Here is a 25,627-nt window from a genome sequence, read left to right on the forward strand (position 1 = left end):
GTTAATTATCGCTAATGACTGAATCAGAAAAGAATACAACCCCCATGAATAGATGATGAGGATTGTTAATTAATTTTGAATTTTGAATTTTGAATTTTGAATTAGGAGCAAAGCGACGTGACTCATTCTACGGATATTGCCACTTTAGCGCGTTGGATGGCTGCTGATTTTAGCAATCAAGCGCAAGCTTTTGAAAATCCACCTTTTTATGCTCATATTCGCGTCTGTATGCGTCCTTTACCTTGGGATGTGTTGTCAGGGGTGGGATTTTTTGTGGAACAAGCTTATGACTATACCCTCAATGACCCTTATCGCTTGCGGGTGCTAAAGTTAGATATTGTAGGCGATCGCATCCACATAGAAAACTATACTGTTAAGCAAGAAGAAAATTTCTACGGTGCATCCCGCGACTTAAAACGCCTCCAAACCTTAAACAGCGACCATTTAGAAAAATTACCAGGCTGTAATATGATTGTAGAGTGGACTGGTAATAGCTTCAAAGGTCAAGTAGAACCCGGTAAAGGTTGTATTGTCTTCCGTAAAGGACAAAAAACCTATTTAGATAGCGAGTTTGAAATTAACGAGCAGAAATTTATCAGCCTTGACAGAGGACGCGATTTAGAAACTGATGAACATATTTGGGGTTCTGTGGCAGGGCCATTTTACTTTGTGCGTTGGCAGAGTTTCGCGGATGAAGTAGTCATCAACCCCTAAATTCTGATGAACATCACTGAGTAGGGTACATCTTCCCTACTCCCTACCCTCCATTCCCTCCCTCATTCCTAGATTCTGGAATCATCAACCAAAATTTTCCCAGACAAACGAGCCAATTTAGAAAATATCTGATAATATAGTTAATTGTGGATAGGGCGACATAGCCAAGCGGTAAGGCAGAGGTCTGCAAAACCTCCACTCCCCGGTTCAAATCCGGGTGTCGCCTTTAAGTGTACATTAACTAATTATTTGTCACTGTTAACAGATTGATGTCACTGTTAACAGATTTTTTGTCACAACTACAAACGGACACCTATGACACAGGCAGACCTCTGCCTTACCTTTCAACCCACCATAAATCTAGCAAGGCTTTAGCACAAATGCTCAAAGCTTAATATTTAGAAGCTTACTCAACTCAAACTTAATAGAGGGTTGTTGAAAGAGCGATGCCTACGCTTACCTGAAAAAGTGACAGCACTCAACCTGAAATAAGCCTTTAGATGGAAAGGCTTTTAAGTCGCTTCTGTCGTCTTTTTCAACCTATCCAGCTTGAAGGGTTTTTAAAGCACCCAAGGATGCGCTAAACTTTTCCTCTAAGAATCTTTCAACCCTCCTAATTAAGAACGGGGGTTGAAACTGCTCGAATCTTTAACCCCTATCAAAAATAACTAAGGTGGGTTCCTCCTTGGTCGGAGGTGATTCGGTAGCCACCACTGCGGTAAACCCGCACCTCTATTACTGGGGGCGCACCTGATTCCTGTCTACAAGAGACAGCAGCTTCAAGGTGGGCAGCTACTAGGGTCAGAAAGCACGACTGTGTTCCCACAGTCAAACTAACCCAAACTTTTCACAGTTCAGGGGTTGATTACAACATGAACTGCGGCACTATTACTTATTCTATTTTCAAGGTTCAAGTTTTTGTCAATCAACCATTTGGCGTGAATTATAGGCGGCGATAGCCAACTCTTTTGCTTTCTGTTGTGGGCTGCCTCTGATAGGCTGTTTCCCTTGTTCTATAAAAATTCCAGCTTTAGTCGCTTGAGTTTGAATACACTCAATCAATCTGCCATAACTCCACTGATGGACACTATGCCGATACTGTTTGGCATAATTTTTCTGTGCTTCCAGGCAATCTGGACATTTTTGTTCAGCTATTGCTTGAATTTCACTGTTTACCTGCTCTCGTATATCGCCTAGTTTGGGCAGGACTATGCTATCAGCAGAGTATGTTTGAGCAAGGGCGACAATTTTTTTAGCCAGTAATCTATCTATGTACTGTCCTAACTCAGATTCTTCAAATGGTTTTGGTGAAGCAAATATTTGGGCTATTTGGCGTTTGTGAGATAAAGTTTGTTTTTCTCTTTGCTGTCTGTTTAATAGTTGGTATTTATCCCCAAGTAGCTGTTTGATGCTTTGATAGGTAATCACTTTGTCTGTAATGCCGTCCACTACTGCTACTGTTGCAGGTTTCTTTAGACCAAAGCTAACACCTACCAAAATATGAGATTTACCTTTGTACAAAGGTTGACTCGGACGAAGGAAGGAGTTATTGATTCTAGATAGTGTCGAGTTTTTCTGCTTGATAAATCGTTCTTGTTTGGGGTTGAGATTGCCTTTCGCTTCGGTTCTAGTGATAATTTTGGCGATTTCTTCTGCTCTTTCTTGCTTTACTTGTTCCGTACCTTCAGCTGTCCACAAACGGGTATCCACACAACAGTGGAGAGTTAGACTGTGAACGTTCCAGGGTTCACCCTTACCTTCCCCTTCTTGCCAAGCAATACGACCACTGCGAAGAGTAAACAAACTGCTGGAGTGCTGATTTTTACTGTTGCGTTTGATTTGTTGGTCTTCTAAAAATCGTTTAAACCAATGTAGTTGCCTATTATCGCAATACACTTCAAAGGTATGCTCGCTGATGCCGTTGAATTTTACACAAATGCGTCCCTTTTGGTTTTGAAACCAAGTCATCTCTTCGCTGGCTTCGTAAGCTACTGGGAACGGTACACAACTAGATTGTCTTAAAAGGCTGTTTTGCCAAGATTTCGCCTCGGTTTCGTTTTCAGGGAAGTTGTGTGTAGCAGTGAAGAGTGTTTGCAACCACTTAGTATTAGTTAAATCTCAACCTTTGGGAATTCGTGCTTCTAATTGTTCTTTTATGCGTTCAATCTGAATCTTAAGTTTACGGTGGCGTTGAGTAAATTTTTCACAATCTTCTTCTTTATCAGTGACTTTGCAGCCATTTTTGAGTAAATAGCTAATGGCACAACGAGTCAGTATGTCTTCGGTATGGCGGTAAGTTTCAAATAAGGTGTTAAATAGATGGCGATCGCTTGTTTGAGGTGGGTGCTTCACACCATCAGTCTGTGAAACTGTAGACTTTTTGCTTTTTTTGACTTTGCTACTCTTTGGCTGTTGAGTGTCAATTATATCGACTGAAGCAATTTGAGCCAAAATTTCAGTTGCTTTAGTGCGGATTCGATCCAAGGACGTGCCACAGGTTTTGACTAATTCAGCATCACTTCTGAGCATTTCTAGCCAGTAGGTTTTACTGTCCAGTTGGGACTGCAACCGCTTCATTAACGCCAGCCAGGATTTATAGGTGTAATTTACCAATGCGATCGCACTGGCATAAAACCGAGAAGGTTGACCACTGTAGCGCGAGTCAGTTTTGAGTGTCAGACATAGTTGCTTGACGATATCAGCAGGGATTTTAGCTTTTTGTCGCCAATTTTCAAGGTCTGGGTGATGACCCAATTGTTCCAGTAACTCGTTAATCAGAGGCGTATTTTGCTCTGCCATTAACTTCCATAAGTATTGGCGGGTAGATGCACTGGCAACCAAACGGCACTGAATTGTGATTTGGCTCATGACACTTTAAACAATATATGTTCAATAATAACATTTTTGTCTTATAAGCAGCCATGTTTAAAATTATTTCATGCAAGAGACATTTTTTACGAGCAAACAAGCGGCTGAAATCACAGGCTGTACCCTGCGTCAGCTCCAGTACTGGCGAGAGAAGGGGGTAATTGTTCCCGTTATCAGTGAAACGGGAACTGGACGTAGTATCTATTACTCAAAAGCCAATTTGGTGGAATTGGCTGTGATGGTATATTTTTTGTCTGCTGGGTTGAGTTTTGATCTGGCTGGTGAAACGGTCAAAACCCTGAAAGACAAAGAGCCGGAGTTGTTTAAATCTGGTCAGGGAAAGCGTTTTATGCTGTTGGGAGCAGTAGGAGAAAAAGCTACCAAAAAAGGAACAGGGCTGATGCTTTCCCTTGTGGAGTTTGACCGAGAAAAAGCGATCGCTTCCGTAGTAGAAGGTAAGCCTGTCATTCCCGTGTGGTTAGATCAGATTTATAGAATATTGGAACAAAAGCTGATAGTCTAATAAAAATGCGATAAAATTAGCGGTGTCAAAGGTGTTGAAAGAATGTGCCAGAAAGAGCATCTCAATCAATACTATATGCTAAATATATCTAATGAGTAGAACAATTAACTTTCAAACTGTTTCTTGGTTTTGGGATCTCTATAATAGAAAACTCCTTGAGCTTGATCCACCTTATCAAAGACGTAGTGTTTGGAATCAAGACTATAAAGATTTTTTTGTTGATACTGTACTTAATGGCTATCCTGCACCTGCAATATTTATATATCAAGAAATTACTCCTGAAGGAGTATCTAAAGTTAGTATAGTTGATGGCAAACAAAGATTGTCTACTTTATTTGAATTTGCAAACAATGAATTTCCTGTGTATGAAAAATCTACGATTGAAAGATTTCGTGGTAAATATTTTAAAGATTTAGATACTGAAGATAAACAAAATTTTTGGAAATATCAGTTTGCTATAGAATATGTACCATCATCTGATGAAAAAATAATTGGTAATATATTTGATCGTATAAATCGTAATGTAATTAAATTAACACCTCAAGAGCTTCGCCATGCAAAGTTTAACGGAGATTTTATTACTACAGTAGAAGAATTAACTAGCTGGATGTTCGAGTATTTAGGTGGAAATTTTCCAACAATTGATCGAAGATCCAAAAAACAAATGAAAGATGTTGAAATGGTTGCTCAATTATTACTTTTTCTAGAAGAAGGTGTTAGAGCTTATAGTCAAGAATATCTTGATAAAGCATTTAGTGATCGAGATATTAATTGGGAAGTAAAACAAGAAATTGAGAATGAATTTCGTAATACAGTTAAATATATTAAAGAGTTATTAGATTCATCACAAGATATAAATTTATCTAAAACAAGATTGAAAAATCAAGCTGACTTTTACTCCTTGTTTGGTGCTATTGCTGAGTTAAATAGTGAAAATGATAATAGATTGATGATATCTAAAGATATTGGTGAAAGAATTAATGATTTTCTGAAAGTAGTAGGAGATTCAGAATTACAGAATCAGTCTAAAGATTCATTAACAGACTATCAAAAAAACGCACTAGACTATTATAACGCTGTTAAGTTTTCATTTACAGATGCAGGTACAAGAAAAACTAGAATTAGAATTATGAAATCCGTAATTCAGGGAAATCTAAACTGATAAGAATCTTAGATGTATGATCTATCCTTCTATACTAGAGCGTAAATATAATGAATATAGTCCTTTTGTTAAAAGACTTGCAGAGACAGTTAAATCAACATTGTTAAATTTTTGTGAAAGCAAAGGATATGCTTTTACTTCGCGCATTAAAACTGTTGAATCTCTTGCGGAAAAAATTGAAACAGGTAGATTTAAAAAATGGTCAGATTTAGACGATTTATTTGCTTGCACTATTATAATACCAACTTTGTCTCATGAAGAAGAAGTGATACAATTTTGCAACAATACTTTTAAGAATATACGAACAGTTAAAAGAGGACAAAATAAAAAAGCACCGGATATTTTTAGGTTTGATTCGACCAGAATATATGCTCAAATCAAAAAAATTGACGCTTTAAATCCAGATAATGAATTAAGTATTTATAATATTACTTTTGAAATTCAAATTAAAAGTGCTTTTGAACACGCTTGGTCAGTTTCAACTCATGATTTAGTATATAAAAGTTCTGAAATAGACTGGAAAAGATTACGTTTAGCAGCACAAATTAAAGCAAACGTTGAACAACTAGATACGCTTATTCTTGCTTTTGAACAAACATCTCTTATTATTCAAGAAAATAATTATCCTGATATAAAAATCAAACGTAAGTTAGCTACTGAAATTAACAAGCTTTTTGAAAACGGTAAAATTCCTAATGAACTACAACCAAAGGACATGAACCGTTTTTGTGATAACTTATATCGTCTTGCTGTCGATGCTAAGAAAGAAAATAATATACCAGAAATTATTGAAAAACTAAAAACAGAAATTCATTCGACTTCACTTAAAAAATTTCCTCGTAGTATTTCATTGTTTCAATATTTCTTTGCTATATTAATACGTAATAAAATCATTGAAATTCCTATAAAAAACTACCATTGCCATATAACAGAAGAATTAACTACTTTATATCCCGATATACAGATAGATAATGATTTTATTTTTCTCTATTACGATTCAATCTTTGAATTTCTGCTTGTAATTTTTCATCAGTGAGGGCAATATCGCCCAATTCTTGGGCGACTGTTTGAGCTTCTTTTAAAGTCATTTTTTAAAATCCGTAATCTTCGCGCATTTGTTCGTAATCAAATACCTCTGGCATCTCCGATTCTTCCTGAGTTTGGGGAGATGCTACTTCTAGCTGTTCTACTTCAACAAGCGATGGTTGTTTGACTTTTTTAAGTTCAATCTGTTCCGATTTTTGACGTTCCTTCTTAGTTGGTTTTTGGTTGACAAAAGTTTCACGCTCCCTGACTTCTGCCAAAATTGAGCGATTGCTAATTGTCTTACCAGCCTCTCGAATCTTGCGACTACTGGCTTTGGCTTCATCTAAAGACAATTGCTCTGTCTCCAAATCTTGAGCAAATGCTCTAGCAACAAACTCCTCCCGATTTCCTTGTTGGCGGTAAACCAATATAGTTGTGATATCTCTAGGGTCAAATCGTAAAATAATACTTTCCCCTGCGTATCCTGCTAAAAGTTCACCTCGATACATGATGTTTTCAAATTGCAGGTAGCCTCCTCTTTGAATCTGCCGTCGTGTTTGTTTCATGAGGCAGATATCCAAATCTCGCTCGGACATGGCATCTGGAACTGCAATCAACCCAGATTCCCAGCGTTGAAATCGAGTTTGATCGCCCATACGGGCATCAATTCGCTGGTTATAGTGATTGACGATATAACGTACCAACTGCTGCTCTAGCTGTCTTAAGGTAAGACAAGCTTCTTTTTCCGCTTCTTCTGGTCGCTCTTGTACATTCGACCCCGTGTATCCTGGTAAATTGGAGAATAATTCGGTGTTAAAGGTCTTAAAAGGACGCTCGACAATACCCCCTTCACTGGGGCGATCGCGTAAATGACATACCATACCTAGTTGTACTGCAATCTGTTGTAAGTGGTTAGAACGGAAATCTTTGCCGCCATCTGTATAAAAATGTTCCGGCAGACCATAAGTACCCCATTCTTGATGGAGTCCATATTCTGAACCATACTGTTTGGGCAAAATGGCATGACGCAACGCCAAAGCGACCACCTGAGAACTAGGTGCGTCATAGCCCAAATTAATACCTATAATGCAACGTGAGTAACTATCTACAACCGTTGTCAACCAGGGACGACCCAGAACTTTGCTATGCTGGTCTACCAATAAAACATCTACACGGGTATGGTCACATTGCCAAACATGGTTACTGTAATCTACAGATAAATCTTTTCCATCACGGGTTTTCATTGCTAGGCGTGACCCCCGCCAACCCGGACTGCGAACGCTTTTAGCTTTCTCTTGCTTCTCAATTAATGGTTGCAAAATGCGGTATACCGTCATGTGAGACGGAGGTTTAACACCAAGTTCATCAGCCCTTGCTCGGACTCTCACAGCTACCTGCTGACGAGTCATTCTTTTACTACCTTTATTGCCTTCCTTGTAGGTTTTTAAGATAAATTCTTGCCAATTCTCGTTAACTCGGTGTTTTCCTTTGTCTGCACGTTGAGTTTGAGTGAGTCCCGCTAACCCTTCTTGCTCCCATTTATCAATCAGTCGCCGCACCGTTCGTACCGATTTATCCAGTTTTACTGCTGCTTGTTGGAGCCTTTGAGTATATGTTGTGCGATCGCTTGCTTCTAGTAGACTTTGAATCACCTCCATTTTTAACTTTGCCTCATCTGTAAGTTCCGAGACAATTACATTTGCTTCGATGATACTGCTGCTTGAGTCTGTGATGCTTGTCTTGGTTGCAGGTATGTCAGAAAAATTAGCGTCCTGCATAAACCTAATTGTTTAATTGAAACATATATGTATATTGTACCTACAGAGTGACATTTAATCTGTTAACTTTTTTAAAATTCAAGAATTTTCCTGTTTCTGTGAAGTGACAGTTAAATTGTGAAATTTCAGGAATTGGACATTTAATTTGTTAATCTACCCAAAATAAGGTTGAGAGAATTGAGCTAATCAAAAACCTGCCATACCCCTTGTTAAGACAGGCTTTGAGCTATTTATCTATTTTGTGACAATATTTTGTTAATTGGACAGATAATTAGTTAATGTAGATTAGGGTTTTACCCTTCGAGGACACCTCAAGAAACATCAAAACCTAATATCTGATAGTCACAGAGTTAGTGCGATCGCCTGTAGTGGGATACTAACAGGATACAGCTATACAACACATCCTCAAAAGCCTAACTACCCCCAATAGAACCTATAGAACCCTAGGTTAACCACCTGGGGTTCTATAGGTTCTATTGCTTGTGGTGAAGACAGGCGATTTTCTTCATGCTTCTTACCACAACATCACAACCAGTTGAAAAAATCTCTTAATAAGTATAAAGTATAGTCTGGAAACTTTCCCGTCAAATCAGGCTGTAAATATAGATATTACTAGAAAATACCTCGCTGAAATACTTGATAAAACTATAAAAATTAGCAATTAAGATGTTGAACTTGCAAATGTCAAAGAAAGAACAAGCAGCTTACGTCAATGAATATATTTTGCAATTAACTAAAAGATCATGACAAGAGCAACCACAGCATCACCTAGAAACTGGAAAACACCGAAAATATCAGTATTAGGGGGTCTGATTCTGGGAATACTGCTCCTGCTCACTTGCTTAGTGTACAGTGTAACTCTAGGGGCAGCAGAAATACCTATAAACAAGATTCTGGAATCCTTTATTAGCTTTGATGGTTCGTATGAACATTTAATTATTCAGACAGTGAGATTACCGCGATCGCTCATCGCAATTTTAGTAGGAGCAGCCTTAGCCGTCTCCGGGGCATTAATGCAAGGTTTGACACGCAACCCCTTAGCAGATCCGGGAATTTTAGGTATTGAATCAGGGGCAGCACTGGCTGTAGTTGCCACAATTTTTGTGTTTGGCAGTTCGTCCCTGAGTGTTTTAACCATAGTGGCTTTGTTGGGTGCAGCAGCCACAGCAATTTTAGTTTACTGCCTCGGTTCTCTAGGAAAAGGAGGAGCTACCCCACTGAATTTGACAGTAGCAGGGGCGGCACTAACGGCTTTAATTTCTTCCCTCACCACAGCCATTCTGATTGTCAGTCAACGCACATTAGAAGAAATTAGATTTTGGTTAGCTGGTTCATTGTCGGGACGCGATGTCAACATACTCGTACAAGTCCTGCCTTTTGTTGCCGTTGGCTTAGTAATAGCTTTTGCTGTGAGCAGACAGATTACTACCATGAGTTTAGGCGAAGATGTCGCCAAAAGCTTAGGACAACAGACAGGCTGGATCAAAATAGTGACAGCTATCAGTGTAATTTTACTAGCGGGAAGTTCAGTGGCAATGGCAGGGCCAATTGGCTTTATTGGTTTAATTGTTCCCCACATCATCCGATTCTTTATTAAAACCGATTACCGTTGGATTTTGCCTTATTCCGCCGTGGTAGGTGCAACTTTATTGTTAATTGCAGACGTTGCTGCCCGTATCTTACTCAAACCCCAGGAATTACCTGTGGGTGTGATGACAGCATTGATTGGTGCGCCCTTTTTTGTCTACTTGGCTAAGTCAAAGGTGAAAAAATGAAGTTGGATTGGCTGATCATCCGTTCCGAGGTGATATCTTGGCGGATCGACCGACGTGTACCACCAATACTGCTATCTCTGATAGTGGCGATTGTGGTAGCAATGGTGATCAATTTAGGACGGGGTGAATATCCTATTTCTGCCGTAGATATCGTTAAAACTGTATTGGGTATAGATACAGGCAACCCAGATCATGCTTTTGTCATTCAGAACCTGCGTCTACCCCGTACCCTTGTCGCTTTCATGGTGGGAATAGCACTGGCTATTTCAGGGACTATCTTTCAAGGCATCACACGCAACCCGCTAGCTGATCCTGGCATTATTGGTATTAATGCTGGGGCAAGTCTAGCAGCCGTCACAGTAATTGTACTAATGCCATCTGCACCTATTTATACGTTGCCTTTATCAGCTTTTGCAGGTGCTTTATTGATGGCTGGTTTAATTTACTTCTTAGCTTGGAACAGAGGCAGTTCCCCGATTCTCTTAATTTTAATGGGTGTAGGTTTGGCGGCGATCGCCAGTGCTGTCACCAGCTTAATGATTACCTTTGGCGATATTTATAACGTCAGTGATGCCTTGGTATGGTTAGCTGGTAGCGTCTACGGACGCACCTGGGAACAAGTCTTTTCCTTCTTACCTTGGTTAATCGTTTTTGTGCCAATGGCGTTGACATTAGCCAGACATTTGAACGCCTTAAATTTGGGAGATGATATTGCTAAAGGTTTAGGGACTCGCGTCGAATGGCAACGGGGTTTACTGGTGCTAGTGGCTGTCGCCTTAGCAGGTGCAGGAGTCGCCACGGCGGGAACGATTGGTTTTGTGGGTTTAATCGCACCCCATTTAGGAAGACAGTTAGTCGGCCCCAACCATGAAGGGTTGATTCCTACATCTGCACTCTTGGGAGGAATGATTGTGGTATTGGCAGACTTAATCGGAAGAACCCTGTTTGCACCTATAGAAATTCCTTGCGGCGTGGTAACTGCTGCTGTCGGCGCGCCTTATTTTATCTATTTGTTAATTCGTAATCGGAAAAAATAGGGAACGAATCAATTCAAAATTGAACATTCAAAATGGTAGCAACTATGAAAGGATTATCAACCAAAGGTCTGTGTTTAGCTTACGATGGTGTGTCAATTATCCGTGACCTAAATTTAGCAATTCCCACCGGACAAATTAGTGCTTTAGTAGGTGCAAATGGTTGCGGTAAATCAACATTATTACGAGGTTTAGCCAGACTACTCAAACCAGAACACGGTACAGTCTATCTGGATGGGGAATCTATTTTTAATCGTTCCACTAAAGAAGTAGCACAGCAATTGGGAATTTTACCCCAAAGTCCAGTGGCACCGGAAGGATTAACAGTCAGAGACTTGGTAGGACAAGGACGTTATCCTTATCAAAACTGGTTGCAGCAGTGGTCAGAAAAAGATGAAATAATTGTCCAACAGGCACTAGAGATTACAAATTTGTTGGAGTTAGCAGATCGAGCCTTAGACACCTTATCAGGTGGACAAAGACAACGCGCTTGGATTGCAATGGCACTAGCGCAAGATACAGATATTTTACTATTAGATGAACCGACTACTTTTTTAGATTTGGCGCATCAGATAGAAGTTTTAGATTTGTTATATGAATTGAATCAGCATCAGGGAAGAACTATTGTCATGGTGCTACATGATTTAAATCAAGCTTGTCGTTATGCAGATTATCTGGTTGCTGTCAAACAAGGAAGAATTTTCACTGCTGGAGAACCGCAGCAGGTAATGACAGAGGAAATGGTGCAAGAAGTTTTTGGTTTAGAGTGTCGTATTGTTGATGATCCTGTTGTGGGGACACCGATGTGTGTGCCAATAGGACGTAAGGGCGAAATCAAGAGTAAATTCTAGATATAAACTATCAATTAAAAAAAATAAGTAAGTTTTTGACCATTATTTGGGCTAAAAGGGGAATAGGCTCAGAAGAATGAACTGGAACTGTCTCCCCATCACCCAATTCTCTCTGTAGAAAACTCAGAACAGCCGATCAAGTCCTGGTTTATGCCTAACTAACTTTCTCAAATCAATCTTTAACCAGACACGATATGACAAGTCCAAGCACTAATGCCATAAATTCCTTATTGCAAATCTCCTCATGATTGTTGTAAATTAACCAGTAATACTTTCTTAGTTAAGAATAATTCGCAATTTATTTACGAAACTTGCCGTTAAAAAATGACCAACATCCTGACGCAAGAGCAAATCAATCAAATTGAACAGGAAACTTTAGAAAAGATAAAAGTATCTTATAATACTAAGGGATTTGATGAAATTCGGACAGTCCGTAATAGTTTGTATGATAGTAATTATCAATTAGTTGAATTTCACCCAGGATTAAGTCTAGAAATTTTTGATGATTATTTCTACCAGCAAGTTAGTAGTCAAGTTGACCACTATGGTAGTTACATACTAACAGCCAAATTTTATTTAGCAGGTAATCATCATGTCATTTGTCCGGGTATTACCGGAGTTAAGGAAAATTACCAAGAAACAGTAGGAAATAATTACTTATTTTACTTACCAGATATTGAAGAAATCGAACAATATTTTGCGGGCGATCGCATCAATTTAATTAGAATTTGTATAGACCTAGACTTCCTTAAATCCTTCATTGACGGACTAGAACATTTACCAAAACAGTTACAGCCTTTCTTAGAAAGCGACTCTCCACCAAGGTTTCACCGTCCAGTCGGTAAAATCACCCTTGCTATGCAGACAGCATTACAGCAAATCCTCAATGTACCCTATCAGGGGATGATACAAAAAATGTATCTCGAAGGCAAGGTACTAGAATTACTGGCTTTGCAACTTGCACAATTAATAGAAGTTGAGGGAAATAAACAACCCTTGATTAATCTCAAAGCTGGTGATGTTGAGAGAATTTATCAAGCTAGAGAAATTTTAACCAAAAACTATGATCATCCACCGTCATTAATTGACTTAGCGAAAAAAGTTGGTATCAACGACAACAAACTCAAGTATGGTTTTCGGGAAATATTCGGTACTACAGTATTTGGTTATTTGCGTGATTATCGCCTAGAAATAGCCCGCAAATTACTACAGGAACAAAAGCAAAATGTCAGAACTGTAGTTAACACCGTTGGTTATGCCAATCAAAGCCACTTTGCAGCCGCATTTAAGCGTAAATTTGGGATTACTCCCCAAGATTGTCGTTTAGGACGATGTTGAGAAAAAACGGTATAAAGTTCACAAAATGATAAAATCTACTTATTACGATAAAATTGCTCATGTTTACGACCAAACTCGTTGGTTAACACAATCCATCGCTGAGGAAGTTGCAGATTTTATTCTTGAATTAGTAGACGCAACACCTGAGACATCTTTTTTAGAACCTGGTATTGGTACAGGCTTGAATGTTATTCCTTTCATCAGACGCGGTTATTCTGTAACGGGAATTGATGTTTCTCAACCTATGCTTGACCAACTAAGGCAAAAACTGTCAGAAATACCTCAAAATTTGAACCTAATTCATGCTGATGCGTCACAACTACCTTTTACAGATAATAGCTTTGATGTTGTGTTAACTGTTCACATGGTTCACGGCATTTCAAATAAGAAAATTTTTCTGGATGATATTGCTCGCGTCTTGAAAACACAAGGTTTCTATCTCAATGCTCAATGGATTACTCCACCTGCACGGATGGAATTTGAGCGTCATTTCCGAGCTATTGTAGCTAAATACGAAGTGGAACAAGCACCGAAGCGTGTCAATAAAGTAATTGAAGAAATCAACGTAGAAGACTATTTTCGTAGCAAAGGTTATCAGTCAAACTATGTGATTGCAAAAGAGTGGACGGTAAGCAACACCGTTGAAGAACTCCTCAGTTTTTTCCAATTACGGGCATACGGTTTATGCTGGCTGGTGTCAGATGAGATATTTCCTCATGTAATGAGAGAGTTTGAAAAATTTTGTATTGAACATTACGGTACGTTGGAAACAGAGTTATCATCTAAAGCCAAGTTTGAGATATGGGCATATACAGCAAGCTAACACTGCATTAGTACAGACGTAATAGAGTTTTGCGGTTATTCGCAAGTGAATGCTTGTAAAAGTGTTATTAACAGCTTTTTATACTCTATTCTCAGCCTACTTGCAGATTCTTGTCAACAATTAATCACACTCTCCCGCTATGGTTCAAAATTCTCCCTCTACTATATAGACTTACACCGTATCAATTACATAAACTCATTCCACAGACAGTTGCAAATAATTTTCAACATTCGACTTGCATTTGTGGAGTGAGGGGTATGGTGTCTCGGCAATCAAAAGAGATTATTTCCGCAGGAATTGTTTTTGCATTCGCATTAATACTTATCCAACCTGCTGCGGCACAAACTACATCAAATCATACCAGTACAGCTAAGTTACTACTGGTACAACAAAATAACAATTCATCTGTAAAAGTTACAGGTGTAAAGGTCAACAATACAGATAAGGGAATTGAAATTATTTTAGAAAGTGCAAACCCAGAAGCACTGCAACCAACCAATAAAAGTACAGAAAATAGTTTTATTGTTGATATCCCTAATGCAGTATTAGCACTACCAGAAGGCAAAGATTTTAACATTGCTAATCCAGTGCAGGGGATTATCTCTGTGAGTGTAAGTCAAGCTGATAATAACACTGTACAGTTAACAGTCACAGGTGAATCTGGTTTACCAGCGGCAGAATTATTTGATGGTGAAGAAGGTTTAATTTTTGAAGTTGTACCTAAAGCTGCAACCACACCACCACCAGAACCGGAACAACCAGAAGAACCAGAAGAACCGAGAAGCGAAACACCATCAGAACAACCCACAGAACAACCAACAGCCGAAACTGATGAATCTATTGAACTGGTAGTGACAGCAACTCGTACAGGAGAAGAACTACAAAACATACCACGTTCTGTAACTGTGATTACCCGTGAGCAACTTGATCAGCAAACTAAAGTAAATCGAGATTTGCAAGGTATTTTGAGTAATTCAGTTCCAGGTTTAGGAGCTAGTTCAGACTCACAACAAAGTTTTGCTCAGACTTTGCGGGGAAGACCACCTTTAGTATTGGTAGATGGAGTACCAATTAGCTCTAATATTGATAATGATACATCCGTTGCTAATTTACGTCGGATTGATGTGGAGGCAATTGAACGGATAGAAGTAGTACGCGGTCCAAGTGCTGTTTATGGTGATGGTGCTGCCGGTGGGGTGATTAATATTATTACTAGACGACCTAATGAAGATAAAGTAGTTTCCACCGCAGAAATTGGAGTACGTTCCGTTGGTAATTTCAAAGGTGGTAGTTTTGGTAACTTTTTAAGCTACGGTATTTCCGGTAAGCAAGGAGGGGTAGATTTTATCGCTTCTTTCACCCGTGATAGCTTTGGAACACCGTTTGATGCAGAAGGCGATCGCATACCATTATTTGGTGATGCAGAAGCCGAAAGTGCTTCGATTAACTTTTTAGGTAAGCTGGGATTTCAATTAGGTTCAGAACAAAGATTGCAAATTACAGCTAATTACTTTAATGATGATCAAAATCAATATGGAGATTATGATTTAACTGTAGGAGAACTACCAGGAATTAACAAAGCACGTCTTTTAGATCGACCAGTTGAGTTTGTTAATTCCTCAGATCCTTTTAACCGAGGAACTGTAATTCAATTTGATTACACCCACAATAATATCCTGAATAGTCAACTACAAGCACAGGCATATTATCGTCAAACTAAAACAGCCGCAACCCTATTTGATAACCGCATCTGGAACCCAGATGGCATTTTAGATATTGGTCGTTCGGTAGTGACAGCAGAACGATTTGGAGGACGTTTACAGTTAGATACAGCTTTATCAAATAACTTGAATCTACTGTGGGGTGCAGACTATTCCAGTGAAGATAGTAAAGGAGATTACGATTTATTTGATGTTGCAGAGTTTGACAACAGCAATGGCAGAATAGCAAGAAAAATCGGTTCATCAATTCGCATCGCTCCTTTTACTACCAAAAACTTGGGTTTATTTTCTCAAGTAAAATGGGAAGCAAGTGAAAAAGTATTCCTGAGTGGTGGATTACGCTATGAAAATATTAATGTGTCAGTTGTTGATAATTGGGTAGATGGAGATACTGGATTATCTTACCGAGGTGGGGAGAAAACTTTAGATGATGTGGTATTTAATGCGGGTGTAGTTTACAAAGCCACCCCAACAATTAGTTTATTTGCTAACTTTGCTCAAGGATTTTCACTGCCGAATATTTCACGAATAGTACAGCGTCCCCAAGCAGGTTTCAATTTTGCTGAAGATGTGGAACTCTCAGCACCACAAAAAGTTGATAGCTACGAATTAGGAATTCGTGGACAGTGGAATAATTTCCAAGCTTCCCTAGCGGGATTTTATAGTTATTCCAGTTTAGGAACTACGATTCAATTTGAAGACTTTGGTGGCGATTTTAGAATTTTACGCGCTCCCCAACGCAATTATGGTATTGAATTAGCAGCAGATTGGCAACCAAGCGATAAATGGAAATTGGGGAGTACATTAACTTGGAGTGAAGGAGAAAGGCAAGACTCAGCAACAGGTGAATTTGTGGCCATGAGTAGTTTTGACATTTCACCTTTAAAGTTGACAGCATACATCGAAAATGAAACCTTACCAGGATGGAATAATCGTCTTCAAGGATTATATATTGGCAACAGAAACCGTGCTTTTGATGCAGAAATTGATCCAATTGGCGTGAATAGTTATTTTGTCATGGATTTAATCAGTAGTCTCAAATTGGGTGATGGTACGTTGAGTTTGGGTGTCAGGAATTTGCTTAATAATCAATACCTAAATGTTAGTAACCAAATTTATGCTGGTTATGATGGTTCATATTATGCCTCAGCAGCTAGAGGTAGAACCTTTACCTTAAATTATCGTTGGAGTTGGTAATTTACATGGCGGGTTAAACCGCCATTTACTTGGGAAATTGATCTTTGATAAATTAAAATATAAAAGTTATGTAGTACCTATTATGAAGTTAAGAAAACTACTGCTATTAATTACTTTAACATTTATTATAATTACAGGTTGCCATAACTATTTACCCCCAAAAAATCAAACGGTAAAGCCAAATTTAGCCACATCTAAATGTAAAGTCATCAAGCATGAACTAGGAGAAAGCTGTATTCCTTTCCAACCCCAACGTATCATTGCTTTAGATGAAACTTCTATGGAAGCTTTGTTAGCACTGGACTTAAAACCAATAGCAGCAACACAGCCAAATATTGCAGGAAGCATCATACCAAAGTTGGGTAAAAAAGCTGAGGGAATAGTTTCTTTAGGTAAAGACAGTCAACCAAATATAGAAAAAATGGTGCTGTTAAATCCAGATTTAATTTTGGGTTTTTCTCTCGGTGCAGAACAATACAAATTATTTTCCCAAATAGCCCCCACAGTTACATTTGATTATATTCAAAATGGTTGGAAAGATACTTTCTCAAGTATTGCTAAAACAACCGGAAAAAGTGAACAAGCACAAAAATTATTGGAAGAATATCAACAACGAGTTCAAAAATTACGCACAGTTGTCAATCATAAACTCAAAGGAAAAACAGTTTCTATTAGTCGTTTTTATGCTGGTAATCAATTTACAGAATTTCGCACTAAATATTCATTTCCTGGTAGTCTACTTCTAGAGGTAGGTATACCTCTACCAGAAATTCAAAATCAACTGATTACTTATGAAAATCAACCTCTAGTTTCAGTTAGTTTAGAACGTCTCGATTTAATCAATGCTGATATTCTATTTATCGCTTTAGATCCGGGCGCAGAAGAAACATTTCAAAAGTATCAAAATAGTCCACTCTGGCAAAATCTGAAAGCAGTTAAAAACCAACGAGTCTATACTGTTGATTCAAGTTACTGGATTTTTGGAAATATTCTGGCAGCAAATGCTATTTTAGATGATTTATTTACATATTTAGTGAAAGCATCATGATAAAAATAATGCAAAATTCTCAATCATTAGTTAATGATACCCAGATCCCCGACTTCTGAGATCAATTTAAAATTTATTGACAAGCTCATAAAAGAAGTCGGGGATCTTATCCCTCTATTTCTGAATGCTGATGTTTATCCTTATCCTTAAAAAAACCACAAATGCCTCAACAATTAGTGAACAAGACTGTACTGGATTTCTTACAAGAAGTATTTAATCTTGCTCAAAGAAATTTAGATAGTTTCTATACAGACCTGATAATTTTAACTCAACCTCCCGATGATGTTGAGGTGATTTCAGTTAATGATTATCTACAACCAGATAGACTTTTATCTGAATGGCAAACCAGCGATATATACCAAAAAACTCAAGACATTCGCATTGCTGCATCTATCTGGAACAAAGTTTACAGTTGGAAAACATTACCTGGTGTTTTAGCTTTGATGACTTGGGCAGGAATTGGCTTAAATTCAGAGATTGATAATGTAAGTTTTGTGTTAGAAAATGGTGAACCCAAGGCGTTATATTTTCATGATTTAAGTGGTACTGTAATTTATCCCCAAAGATTACCTATACCCATTCCTCAAGATTATCCAGGCAAAATAGTAAATAGCGTGGAAGATTTACATCAAGCTGTATTTACTAGCTTATTTCAGCGCAATTTTGCCCCGATGATAGAACGGGTTCATAGTTTAACTAAACTTTCTAAAAAAACTATGTGGGGTAATGCGGTAAATGCTTCAGAATGGCAGTTTTCAGAACTTAATAAAGTTACAAATTCAGAATCAATAAAAACAGATTATTCCGTTTTATATGAACAACCCGATAGTTTAGTTATGCCAGGACGAAACCCACTTTATAATTTAGTCCGCACTGAGAAAATTAACGAACCTGGTTTACCAGCTAAAACTACAGTCCGTCTTACCTGTTGTTTATATGCCTTCATTCCTCCTTGTGATGAAAAATGTACAAACTGTCCTTTATTAAAACCACAGGAAAGAATTGCCCAAATCAAGGAATACATCACAGAAACTGATTGAAATCATAATTCAAGTAAAGTCGTAAAAAATGCTAGAAGAACAACAACCAGCCAATATGCGTAGTTTTCTCGTTGTTTGGCTTGGTCAATTAGTTTCTACCATTGGTAGTAACATGACCAGTTTTGCAATTGAAATTTGGGCATGGGAAATCACAGGTAAAGCAACAACCCTCACTCTGGTTGGTTTTTTTAGTTTACTACCAAGTATTATCATTACCCCCATTAGTGGTGTAATTGTAGACAGATTTAACCGCAAATTTTTAATGATGGTGGGTGATACAGTTGCCGTTTTCTGCACAATTATAATTTTGTTGTTACATCTCACCAATAATTTACAAATTTGGCACTTTTATCTGACAGGCGCAATTGTTGGAACTTTTAATCAATTTCAGTCTTTGGCGTTTGAGTCATCAGTATCATTAATGATTCCTCAACAACATTATACCCGTGCTAGTAGTCTGGGATTTTTGTCAGGTTACGGTAGTCAAATTATCGCTCCTGCTTTGGCAGGATATCTTTACACAGTTATTGGTTTTTCAGGAATTTGGTTAATTGATATTTGTAGTTTTGCTACAGCAATTAGTAGTTTATTTTTAGTTAGTATCCCTCAAACACCACCTAAAAATAACGAAAATATAGTCAATATCTGGCAAGATTTGGGGGTTGGTTGGCGTTATATTATCACGCACAAAAGTTTATTGGCATTGCTATTAGTTAACTTATTATTTTGGCTACCCCATGACATTGGTAATTCACTATATACACCAATGATTTTATCAAAAACAAATAATAATACTTTAGTGCTAGGTAGTTTAGCTTCTGCGGCTGGTTTTGGTGGGGTGGCAGGTGCTATAGTTGTTAGTATTTGGGGCGGTTTTAAACGGAAAATCAACGGCGTTTTACTAGGAATGATCGGTGCAGGTATCAGTAAAATTGTTTTTGGTTTGGGTAGAACAGCTTGGGTTTGGATTCCTGCACAATTTTGTTCTTCTTTGAATTTCCCGTTAAATGGTAGTTCTGATACTGCTATTTGGCTAGCGAAAGTACCATCAAATGTACAAGGAAGGGTTTTTGCAGCGCGATCGCTACTTTTACAGATCGCTTCTGCGGTAGGCTATTTAATAGCAGGCCCGTTGGCAGATCGTCTTTTTACACCAGCCTTGCAATCAGGGGGTGTTCTAGGTCGTATGTTTGGCGGATTACTTGGAACTGGTACTGGTGCAGGAATTGCCCTGTTATATGTGATTTGTGCAGTATGTATGTTACTGGTTGGTTTACTGGGTTTCTTTGTACCTGTGCTGTGGGAGCAAGATTAGTGATTTTATTTCTTAATAAATACTCAGATTCTTTAGAGATATTCAATGCTTCCTTATGAAACCAGTCCTATATTATTCGCCCTTTTATCAGCGTTTTTTGCCGCATTGACTACTATTTTTGGCAAGATAGGAGTAGGGGGTCTTACGTTGCCTTGAGCAAATACTTAAATAAATCATCAACTATAGCATTAGCTGAGAGAATACTGCCAAAAATCCAGTAACTAGAATCCACACTATAAACTCGCTGATTCTGCACTACATTGAGAGTTTGCCAAATACGAGTATTTTGATATTGATTAAATACCTCTCTAGCACCAGGATCTACTGCTACAAATAAAACATCAGCATCCAGTAAGTCTATCCGTTCTAAGCTGAGTGTTACTACAGTATCATCAGCAGTCTTAATTAATTGACGTTGATGAACTGGCATAGAAATTCCTAACTCTGCCAAAATACTGCCAGGAAAAGAATATTGAGAACGAATTGCAGGAACTTTATTACCACCGTGAAATCGACTCACAGAAACCTCTAGTTCATTGATTTTCTCACCCAAAGCAGTGCGTAATTTTTCTAGACGTTGTTGATATTCAATTAATAATGTCTTGGCTGTTGCAGTTCTATTGACTATTTCAGCCAGACTCATCAAAGTTTCTTTCCATTGACTATGGACATTTTGTAATTTAACCGTAGGTGCTATTTGGGAAAATAATTTATAATTTGCTGCATCAATACCATACGTACCAATAATTAAATCTGGATGTAGTTTTAGTGTGGTTTCTAAATTAAACTGACTCTCTTTACCTATATAATTTATCCCATCCATTTGACTTGTTAAAAAATTAGTTTTACTAGCTACAAAAGCCGTATCTACTGTAGCTATTGGTTTTATACCTAATGCAATTAAAGCTTCTAGTGATACTTGTTCTGTAACAATAATGCGTTGCGGATTTAGAGAAACACAAGTTTCGCCTAATTCATGTTTTACTAATTTACATTCGGTATTTAATAATTTTGGTTTGGACAAAGTTAAGTCTTGATATTTGACACCATGACAAGCAGTAACTATTAATGCTGATATGATTACCAAAAAGCATAGCTTGATATAGTAAAAGCACCCTTTTTTCATATTTAACAAGACAAAGAAAAGGTTTGAAAGTATCTTATCATAAAGCTTTGTTCCTAAAATTTGGACTTCATTGATCTCAAATTTGATATATAGGGTGGGAATTTTTGATTATATTTACTGCCATAGAAAATTTAACCTATAAATACCCACTATACACAAATTGTAAGCATTCAGCCGTCAGCCATCAGCCATAAGCAAGAGCCTAAGAAACATCAATACTAACCTGTAGCTTTCTCTCATTAACAGTTGTGAAACTTGACAAATTATGCTCATTTTAAGACAAATCTGCCTAACTGTAGGAAAAAGCTGATTACTGATTACTGATAGCTGAATACTTGCCACAAATCAAACTTTAAACCAATCAAAATTCAAAGGTAACATTGCCAATCACTGTAAAAGGAGCAGCCGGAACAACAAAAAAACCTTGGGATTCATAATATTTAGTGTCAAAAAGGTTCTTAAAGTTGAGAGCAGCCCGCCAATTGTTCTTTTTATAAAAGACACTAGCATCTGTTCTCAGATAAGAAGGAATTTGGATTTGATTTGGTAAAGATGCTTCCCGTTCACCAGCATAAACTAATCCTAATCCTAGTCCTAAACCTTGTAAATTTCTTTGTTGAAATTCATAGGTAGTCCATAAACTAGCACTATGATAAGGCACACCAACTAACTGATCATTTAATAGGTCAGAGTTATTATCTTTGCTGACAGAAGCATCTGTGTAAGCATAAGTAGCAATGATTTTCCAACCTGGTGAAATTTCTCCAACTACGTCTAGTTCAACTCCTCGGCTTTTTTGTTCACCAGTTTGAACGCTAAAGCTATCGTCTTCTGGATCAGGAGTTAATACATTCTTCTTGGTAATTTCAAAAAAAGCTAAAGTTGCAGAAAGGCGTTTATCCAGAAAATCTTGTTTAATTCCTATTTCAAATTGTTCTGATGTTTCTGGTTTAAATGGTTCATTATTGCGGCTTCTCCCAAAATATTGCGGGTTGAAAGCATTTGTCCAACTGGCATAAATTGAGGTGGTGTCTGTAGGTTGATAAACTATACCTAAACGGGGAGAAAATTCCGAATCTGAATTTCTAGTGTTTAAATCTGGGTCGTCTTCATATCTGTCATAGGAGTTTACCCAGTCAAAACGACCACCAGCTAAGAATTTGAAATTAGGTGTAAGTTCAATTAAATCTTGTAAGTAAAGTGCGACATTTTCCCCACCATATTCCCCCACATAGGTGCGACGTATGTTTTCTGGTTGTGCGCCATAAACAGGGTTGAATATATCTAAGTCGGCAATATCACCCTGGAAAAAATTACTTTGAAATTGATAATTAGCTAACTCAAATCCAACGAGGATATTATGGCGAATTGTGCCTGTGTTAAATTTACTACTAATTTCATTTTGAAAAGCAAGATTTGTTTGGTCACTTTCAGAACGACGGAATCTACGGCGTACTGTCTGCCTATCTGCTCTAATTCCCCTAGATTGTACTCCTTGGGAAGCACCGCTAACACTCAGGATATTAAAACCTTGGCGGAATTTCCAGTGATTGTTGTAACCAAATTTGCTTTCTAAATTGTAGGCGAAGTTATTAGATTTATATTCAGAATCCTGAAGATTTGGTTCATCTAAAGAGCGACTAATGGGAAGCTCAAAAATTACTGTGCTATCAGAAGGAAAACCCCGATCAAAGACGTAGTTGTATTTCTGATATTCATAAGCAAAGGTGAGATTGGTATTTTCTCCTAATTTCAGGCTAACAACAGGATTAATAAATGTACTTTCATTTTCTATAAAATCCCGGAAACTGTTAGCATTTTCATAAGCTACATTCAGCCGATAAAGTGCTGCCCGATTTTCTGTGAGTGGCCCTGTGAGATCAATTGTGCCACGATAAAAATTATAACTCCCAAATGTTCCACCAATTTGATAGAAGGGTTCTGATAGGGGTTTTTTAGTAATTGTGTTAACTACACCACCGGGACTTAAAGCACTTCCATATAAAACAGAAGCAGGTCCTTTGAGAAATTCTACTCTTTCAACACCAGCTACATCACGCGGACTGGTAAAACCAAAGTCTTTAAAACCATCACGCAGGTTTTCAAAACCTGTAGCAAAACCACGAATAAAATAACCTTGAGATGCTAGTCCACCTAAAGTACCTTGAGGACGTACACCACTAACATTATCTGCTAGTTCGTTGAGTCTAACAACTTGTCTGTCTTGAATAACTTCTTTAGGTATAACTTGGATAGATGCGGGAACATCACGCAAAGGAACTTCTATTTTTGTGCCGGTTGATGCTTCCCTGACTCGATAGCTATCTTGTTCACCTGTAACTACCAGTTCAATGGGTTCATCAGTCTGGGCTGTTGGTTGTGCTGTGGGGGTGTGAGTAGTAGGTTTCTCCTCTGACGACTGTTGTGGTGTTTCTGGTTGAGATGCGGAAGGTGATACAGGTGTCACACTGAAAATTAAACCTGCATCACTATCAAATAGTTCATAAATAGGTGTTCCCGCCTCTCCCGTGACAGTTATTCTGATAGTGTTATTGTCTTGGTTGATAACTGTAATTTCAGTAATACCCGCAAAAGGTTTTTCTTGCCGAAATGTGTTTCCTGATGGCAAACGCAGTTGAGCATTAGTAATATCGGCAATGAAGCTATTTCCCGAACTGCTATTAGCTACTTGTAATTGTTCGCCTTGGTTAGTCTCTAAAATTACTTCTATACCTTTATCTGTGGTATCAATCCGCACTCCATTGACAAGAATTGGAGATTGAGGTGTGGATGCTTGAGATAGTAATCTTTTGAGATTTCTAGATGTACTACCTCCTTCAGACAAAGAAGGATTTTCCAAGCTATTACCACTTCCCCACGCTGGTTGTGCAGCAACTACTACCCCTATTAACCATAAACCCATCAATAATTGCGGTTGTCTCCTCATAATCTCCTCACGTAGACAAGCCTCTTTCAATACCAGAGACTCTGACTGCTATTAGCTAAGAATCTTTTTCAAGAAGCTTAATCTACAATTGATGTGATTTTGAAGACCTAATTGAATCTCAAACGGATTTTTTTGCGCCTCTAACGGATTTTTCGGAAAATTTTACAGCAAATAACTGTATATTATTTAATTTTTAAGCTTTCAGTAACAAATCATAGGATTTAGGATTACTGCCAAACTGCTTACGGAAAGCTGTTGCAAAACGGCTTTGATTTGCATAACCAACAGCACGGGCTACTTCTTTGACATTCATTTGTCCTTCTAAAAGTAATTGGCGTGCTTTTTCCATGCGTTGTTGGTGTAAGTAGGTAAATGCAGTTGTACCAAATACTTGGCGAAAGCCTAGCTTGAGTTTGTAGTCGTTTAATCCTACTTGTCTGGCTAATTCTAGTAAGGAAGGGGGATTATCTAAATTGTTAGTTAAAATTTCCTTAGCATAATGAATTCTATCAATATCATCTTTTTTAAAATTAGTGGTCTTTGTACCATTATTTTCTTTTTTAGCTAATTGTTCCAGTTTCAGGGCAATTAATTCTAAGCATTTACTTTCTAGATAGATTTTTTTGGTTAAACCTCTAAAGGGACAATTGATAATTTGTTCCAGGGCTACACGCATTTCTGGGGTAGTATTGTCAATTTGAAAAGATGATTCTTGATGAGTTTTGATAAGGTTTTGCAGGATTGCCGGTGATATGTAATTTAAGCCATCTGTAATAAAACTATCCAGTAAATCAGGGGATTCTGGATGTATATCAACTTTTAAAAGTCTTTGCTGGCGCAAAAATTCAGTCTTGTTATTATAGTAGATACCACCACTTTGAAAAAAGTTTTGTCCAGCATTAGTTTTATTCCAACACCCTAATAGATGAAAGCCAAATTCTAGACCACCGATAAAAATTTCTGGTTCTGTTTTTTCTATGACTAATTCATGATGAAATTCAGCATCAATAATTAGTAAACTAATGTTTCTCAGTTCAATCCAGCGTTCATATCCAGTACCAAATTGTTGAGGACATAGATTAATAATATCAGATGGGTCTGATGGGTCTGGTTGTTGGGTATTTTGGTTGCGTTCTCTCCACAATTCTTGGTAATCTGCTAGTGAGATAATATTCGCCATGCGCTACCCTACAAAACAAAAATACTAATTAAGTGATGATATTATCAATAAACTTTCTCAAAAACCTTGGATATAAGCGTATCAGAATGTAACAATGTTGTCTAGAGTTTTGGTAAGTAAGGGGGAGATAGCCAATACTTGGCAACGCTAGTGCGTGGTAG

The 25,627-nt window shown here is 37.9% G+C and carries 17 protein-coding genes, 1 tRNA gene and 1 pseudogene; 14 read left to right on the forward strand and 5 right to left on the reverse strand.

Annotation, left to right across the window (positions count from 1 at the left end; all coding sequences use genetic code 11):
* The first annotated feature begins 117 nt into the window (after nucleotides 1-117).
* Both AACS98_RS17205 and AACS98_RS17210 read left to right on the forward strand, forming a co-directional pair.
* Nucleotides 118-714 (forward strand): chromophore lyase CpcT/CpeT, encoded by a 597-nt coding sequence (locus AACS98_RS17205; protein ID WP_066382034.1) that lies wholly within the window; start codon nucleotides 118-120, stop codon nucleotides 712-714.
* A 154-nt stretch (nucleotides 715-868) separates the two neighbouring features.
* A tRNA-Cys gene (locus tag AACS98_RS17210) sits at nucleotides 869-940 on the forward strand.
* A gap of 695 nt (nucleotides 941-1,635) precedes the next feature.
* Here the strand turns inward: AACS98_RS17210 and cas12k are convergent.
* A pseudogene (gene cas12k / locus AACS98_RS17215) lies at nucleotides 1,636-3,582 on the reverse strand (type V CRISPR-associated protein Cas12k).
* A 70-nt stretch (nucleotides 3,583-3,652) separates the two neighbouring features.
* Here cas12k and AACS98_RS17220 point away from each other — a divergent pair.
* The 3 genes from AACS98_RS17220 (at nucleotide 3,653) to AACS98_RS17230 (ending at nucleotide 6,303) form a co-directional block, all read left to right on the forward strand.
* Entirely contained in the window at nucleotides 3,653-4,105 is a 453-nt protein-coding gene (locus AACS98_RS17220; protein WP_066382035.1) for a MerR family transcriptional regulator, read from the forward strand.
* Between the two features lie 91 nt (nucleotides 4,106-4,196).
* Entirely contained in the window at nucleotides 4,197-5,267 is a 1,071-nt protein-coding gene (locus tag AACS98_RS17225; RefSeq protein WP_066382036.1) for a DUF262 domain-containing protein, read from the forward strand.
* A gap of 16 nt (nucleotides 5,268-5,283) precedes the next feature.
* On the forward strand, nucleotides 5,284-6,303 hold the full coding sequence (locus AACS98_RS17230) for a hypothetical protein (protein WP_066382037.1): 1,020 nt from the start codon (nucleotides 5,284-5,286) through the stop codon (nucleotides 6,301-6,303).
* 55 nt (nucleotides 6,304-6,358) lie between these two features.
* Here AACS98_RS17230 and AACS98_RS17235 read toward each other — a convergent pair whose 3' ends face one another.
* Nucleotides 6,359-8,071: a Mu transposase C-terminal domain-containing protein gene (locus AACS98_RS17235; protein ID WP_066382038.1), complete on the reverse strand. Its 1,713-nt coding sequence runs from the start codon at nucleotides 8,069-8,071 to the stop codon at nucleotides 6,359-6,361.
* Nucleotides 8,072-8,814: 743 nt separating this feature from the next.
* On the opposite strand from AACS98_RS17235, the gene AACS98_RS17240 reads away from it, so the two are divergent.
* The 9 genes from AACS98_RS17240 to AACS98_RS17280 all read left to right on the forward strand — a co-directional run bounded on the left by AACS98_RS17240 (nucleotide 8,815) and on the right by AACS98_RS17280 (nucleotide 20,213).
* Complete coding sequence (locus AACS98_RS17240; protein WP_066382039.1) at nucleotides 8,815-9,846, forward strand: FecCD family ABC transporter permease; 1,032 nt, start codon at nucleotides 8,815-8,817, stop codon at nucleotides 9,844-9,846.
* Nucleotides 9,843-10,883 carry a FecCD family ABC transporter permease gene (locus AACS98_RS17245; RefSeq protein WP_066382041.1) on the forward strand — a complete coding sequence of 347 codons (1,041 nt, stop codon included), beginning with the start codon at nucleotides 9,843-9,845 and terminating at the stop codon, nucleotides 10,881-10,883. Before AACS98_RS17240 ends, AACS98_RS17245 begins: the two co-directional genes overlap by 4 nt.
* Before the next feature lie 44 nt (nucleotides 10,884-10,927).
* Complete coding sequence (locus AACS98_RS17250) at nucleotides 10,928-11,731, forward strand: ABC transporter ATP-binding protein (RefSeq protein WP_066382375.1); 804 nt, start codon at nucleotides 10,928-10,930, stop codon at nucleotides 11,729-11,731.
* Nucleotides 11,732-12,055: 324 nt separating this feature from the next.
* Nucleotides 12,056-13,069, forward strand: coding sequence for a helix-turn-helix transcriptional regulator (locus AACS98_RS17255; protein WP_066382043.1), 1,014 nt, complete (start codon nucleotides 12,056-12,058; stop codon nucleotides 13,067-13,069).
* 25 nt (nucleotides 13,070-13,094) lie between these two features.
* Nucleotides 13,095-13,892: a class I SAM-dependent methyltransferase gene (locus AACS98_RS17260; protein ID WP_066382045.1), complete on the forward strand. Its 798-nt coding sequence runs from the start codon at nucleotides 13,095-13,097 to the stop codon at nucleotides 13,890-13,892.
* Nucleotides 13,893-14,149: 257 nt separating this feature from the next.
* The gene (locus tag AACS98_RS17265) at nucleotides 14,150-16,810 is read left to right on the forward strand and encodes a TonB-dependent receptor domain-containing protein (RefSeq protein ID WP_066382047.1); all 2,661 of its coding nucleotides are present in this window, start codon (nucleotides 14,150-14,152) and stop codon (nucleotides 16,808-16,810) included.
* An 82-nt stretch (nucleotides 16,811-16,892) separates the two neighbouring features.
* On the forward strand, nucleotides 16,893-17,858 hold the full coding sequence (locus AACS98_RS17270) for an iron-siderophore ABC transporter substrate-binding protein (RefSeq protein ID WP_066382049.1): 966 nt from the start codon (nucleotides 16,893-16,895) through the stop codon (nucleotides 17,856-17,858).
* A gap of 161 nt (nucleotides 17,859-18,019) precedes the next feature.
* Nucleotides 18,020-18,898 carry a ferric iron reductase gene (locus AACS98_RS17275; RefSeq protein WP_066382052.1) on the forward strand — a complete coding sequence of 293 codons (879 nt, stop codon included), beginning with the start codon at nucleotides 18,020-18,022 and terminating at the stop codon, nucleotides 18,896-18,898.
* A 28-nt stretch (nucleotides 18,899-18,926) separates the two neighbouring features.
* Nucleotides 18,927-20,213 carry an MFS transporter gene (locus AACS98_RS17280; protein ID WP_066382054.1) on the forward strand — a complete coding sequence of 429 codons (1,287 nt, stop codon included), beginning with the start codon at nucleotides 18,927-18,929 and terminating at the stop codon, nucleotides 20,211-20,213.
* 142 nt (nucleotides 20,214-20,355) lie between these two features.
* Here AACS98_RS17280 and AACS98_RS17285 read toward each other — a convergent pair whose 3' ends face one another.
* From AACS98_RS17285 to AACS98_RS17295, 3 genes are all read right to left on the reverse strand, one after another.
* Complete coding sequence (locus tag AACS98_RS17285) at nucleotides 20,356-21,300, reverse strand: iron-siderophore ABC transporter substrate-binding protein (RefSeq protein ID WP_231867067.1); 945 nt, start codon at nucleotides 21,298-21,300, stop codon at nucleotides 20,356-20,358.
* A 400-nt stretch (nucleotides 21,301-21,700) separates the two neighbouring features.
* Nucleotides 21,701-24,286, reverse strand: coding sequence for a TonB-dependent siderophore receptor (locus AACS98_RS17290; RefSeq protein WP_066382057.1), 2,586 nt, complete (start codon nucleotides 24,284-24,286; stop codon nucleotides 21,701-21,703).
* Between the two features lie 193 nt (nucleotides 24,287-24,479).
* Nucleotides 24,480-25,466 carry a helix-turn-helix transcriptional regulator gene (locus tag AACS98_RS17295; protein ID WP_082803833.1) on the reverse strand — a complete coding sequence of 329 codons (987 nt, stop codon included), beginning with the start codon at nucleotides 25,464-25,466 and terminating at the stop codon, nucleotides 24,480-24,482.
* Nucleotides 25,467-25,627: the final 161 nt, after the last annotated feature.

Origin of the sequence: Anabaena sp. CA = ATCC 33047 (genome assembly GCF_963870205.1) — a bacterium.
Taxonomy (GTDB): domain Bacteria; phylum Cyanobacteriota; class Cyanobacteriia; order Cyanobacteriales; family Nostocaceae; genus Trichormus.

Coding starts and splice junctions, on each gene's coding strand:
- AACS98_RS17270 (WP_066382049.1), top strand. CDS start 16,893: ATGAAGTTAAGAAAACTACTGCTATTAATTACTTTAACATTTATTATA.
- AACS98_RS17255 (WP_066382043.1), top strand. CDS start 12,056: ATGACCAACATCCTGACGCAAGAGCAAATCAATCAAATTGAACAGGAA.
- AACS98_RS17220 (WP_066382035.1), top strand. CDS start 3,653: ATGCAAGAGACATTTTTTACGAGCAAACAAGCGGCTGAAATCACAGGC.
- AACS98_RS17225 (WP_066382036.1), top strand. CDS start 4,197: ATGAGTAGAACAATTAACTTTCAAACTGTTTCTTGGTTTTGGGATCTC.
- AACS98_RS17240 (WP_066382039.1), top strand. CDS start 8,815: ATGACAAGAGCAACCACAGCATCACCTAGAAACTGGAAAACACCGAAA.
- AACS98_RS17250 (WP_066382375.1), top strand. CDS start 10,928: ATGAAAGGATTATCAACCAAAGGTCTGTGTTTAGCTTACGATGGTGTG.
- AACS98_RS17295 (WP_082803833.1), bottom strand. CDS start 25,466: ATGGCGAATATTATCTCACTAGCAGATTACCAAGAATTGTGGAGAGAA.
- AACS98_RS17265 (WP_066382047.1), top strand. CDS start 14,150: ATGGTGTCTCGGCAATCAAAAGAGATTATTTCCGCAGGAATTGTTTTT.
- AACS98_RS17280 (WP_066382054.1), top strand. CDS start 18,927: ATGCTAGAAGAACAACAACCAGCCAATATGCGTAGTTTTCTCGTTGTT.
- AACS98_RS17290 (WP_066382057.1), bottom strand. CDS start 24,286: ATGAGGAGACAACCGCAATTATTGATGGGTTTATGGTTAATAGGGGTA.
- AACS98_RS17275 (WP_066382052.1), top strand. CDS start 18,020: ATGCCTCAACAATTAGTGAACAAGACTGTACTGGATTTCTTACAAGAA.
- AACS98_RS17235 (WP_066382038.1), bottom strand. CDS start 8,071: ATGCAGGACGCTAATTTTTCTGACATACCTGCAACCAAGACAAGCATC.
- AACS98_RS17260 (WP_066382045.1), top strand. CDS start 13,095: ATGATAAAATCTACTTATTACGATAAAATTGCTCATGTTTACGACCAA.
- AACS98_RS17230 (WP_066382037.1), top strand. CDS start 5,284: ATGATCTATCCTTCTATACTAGAGCGTAAATATAATGAATATAGTCCT.
- AACS98_RS17245 (WP_066382041.1), top strand. CDS start 9,843: ATGAAGTTGGATTGGCTGATCATCCGTTCCGAGGTGATATCTTGGCGG.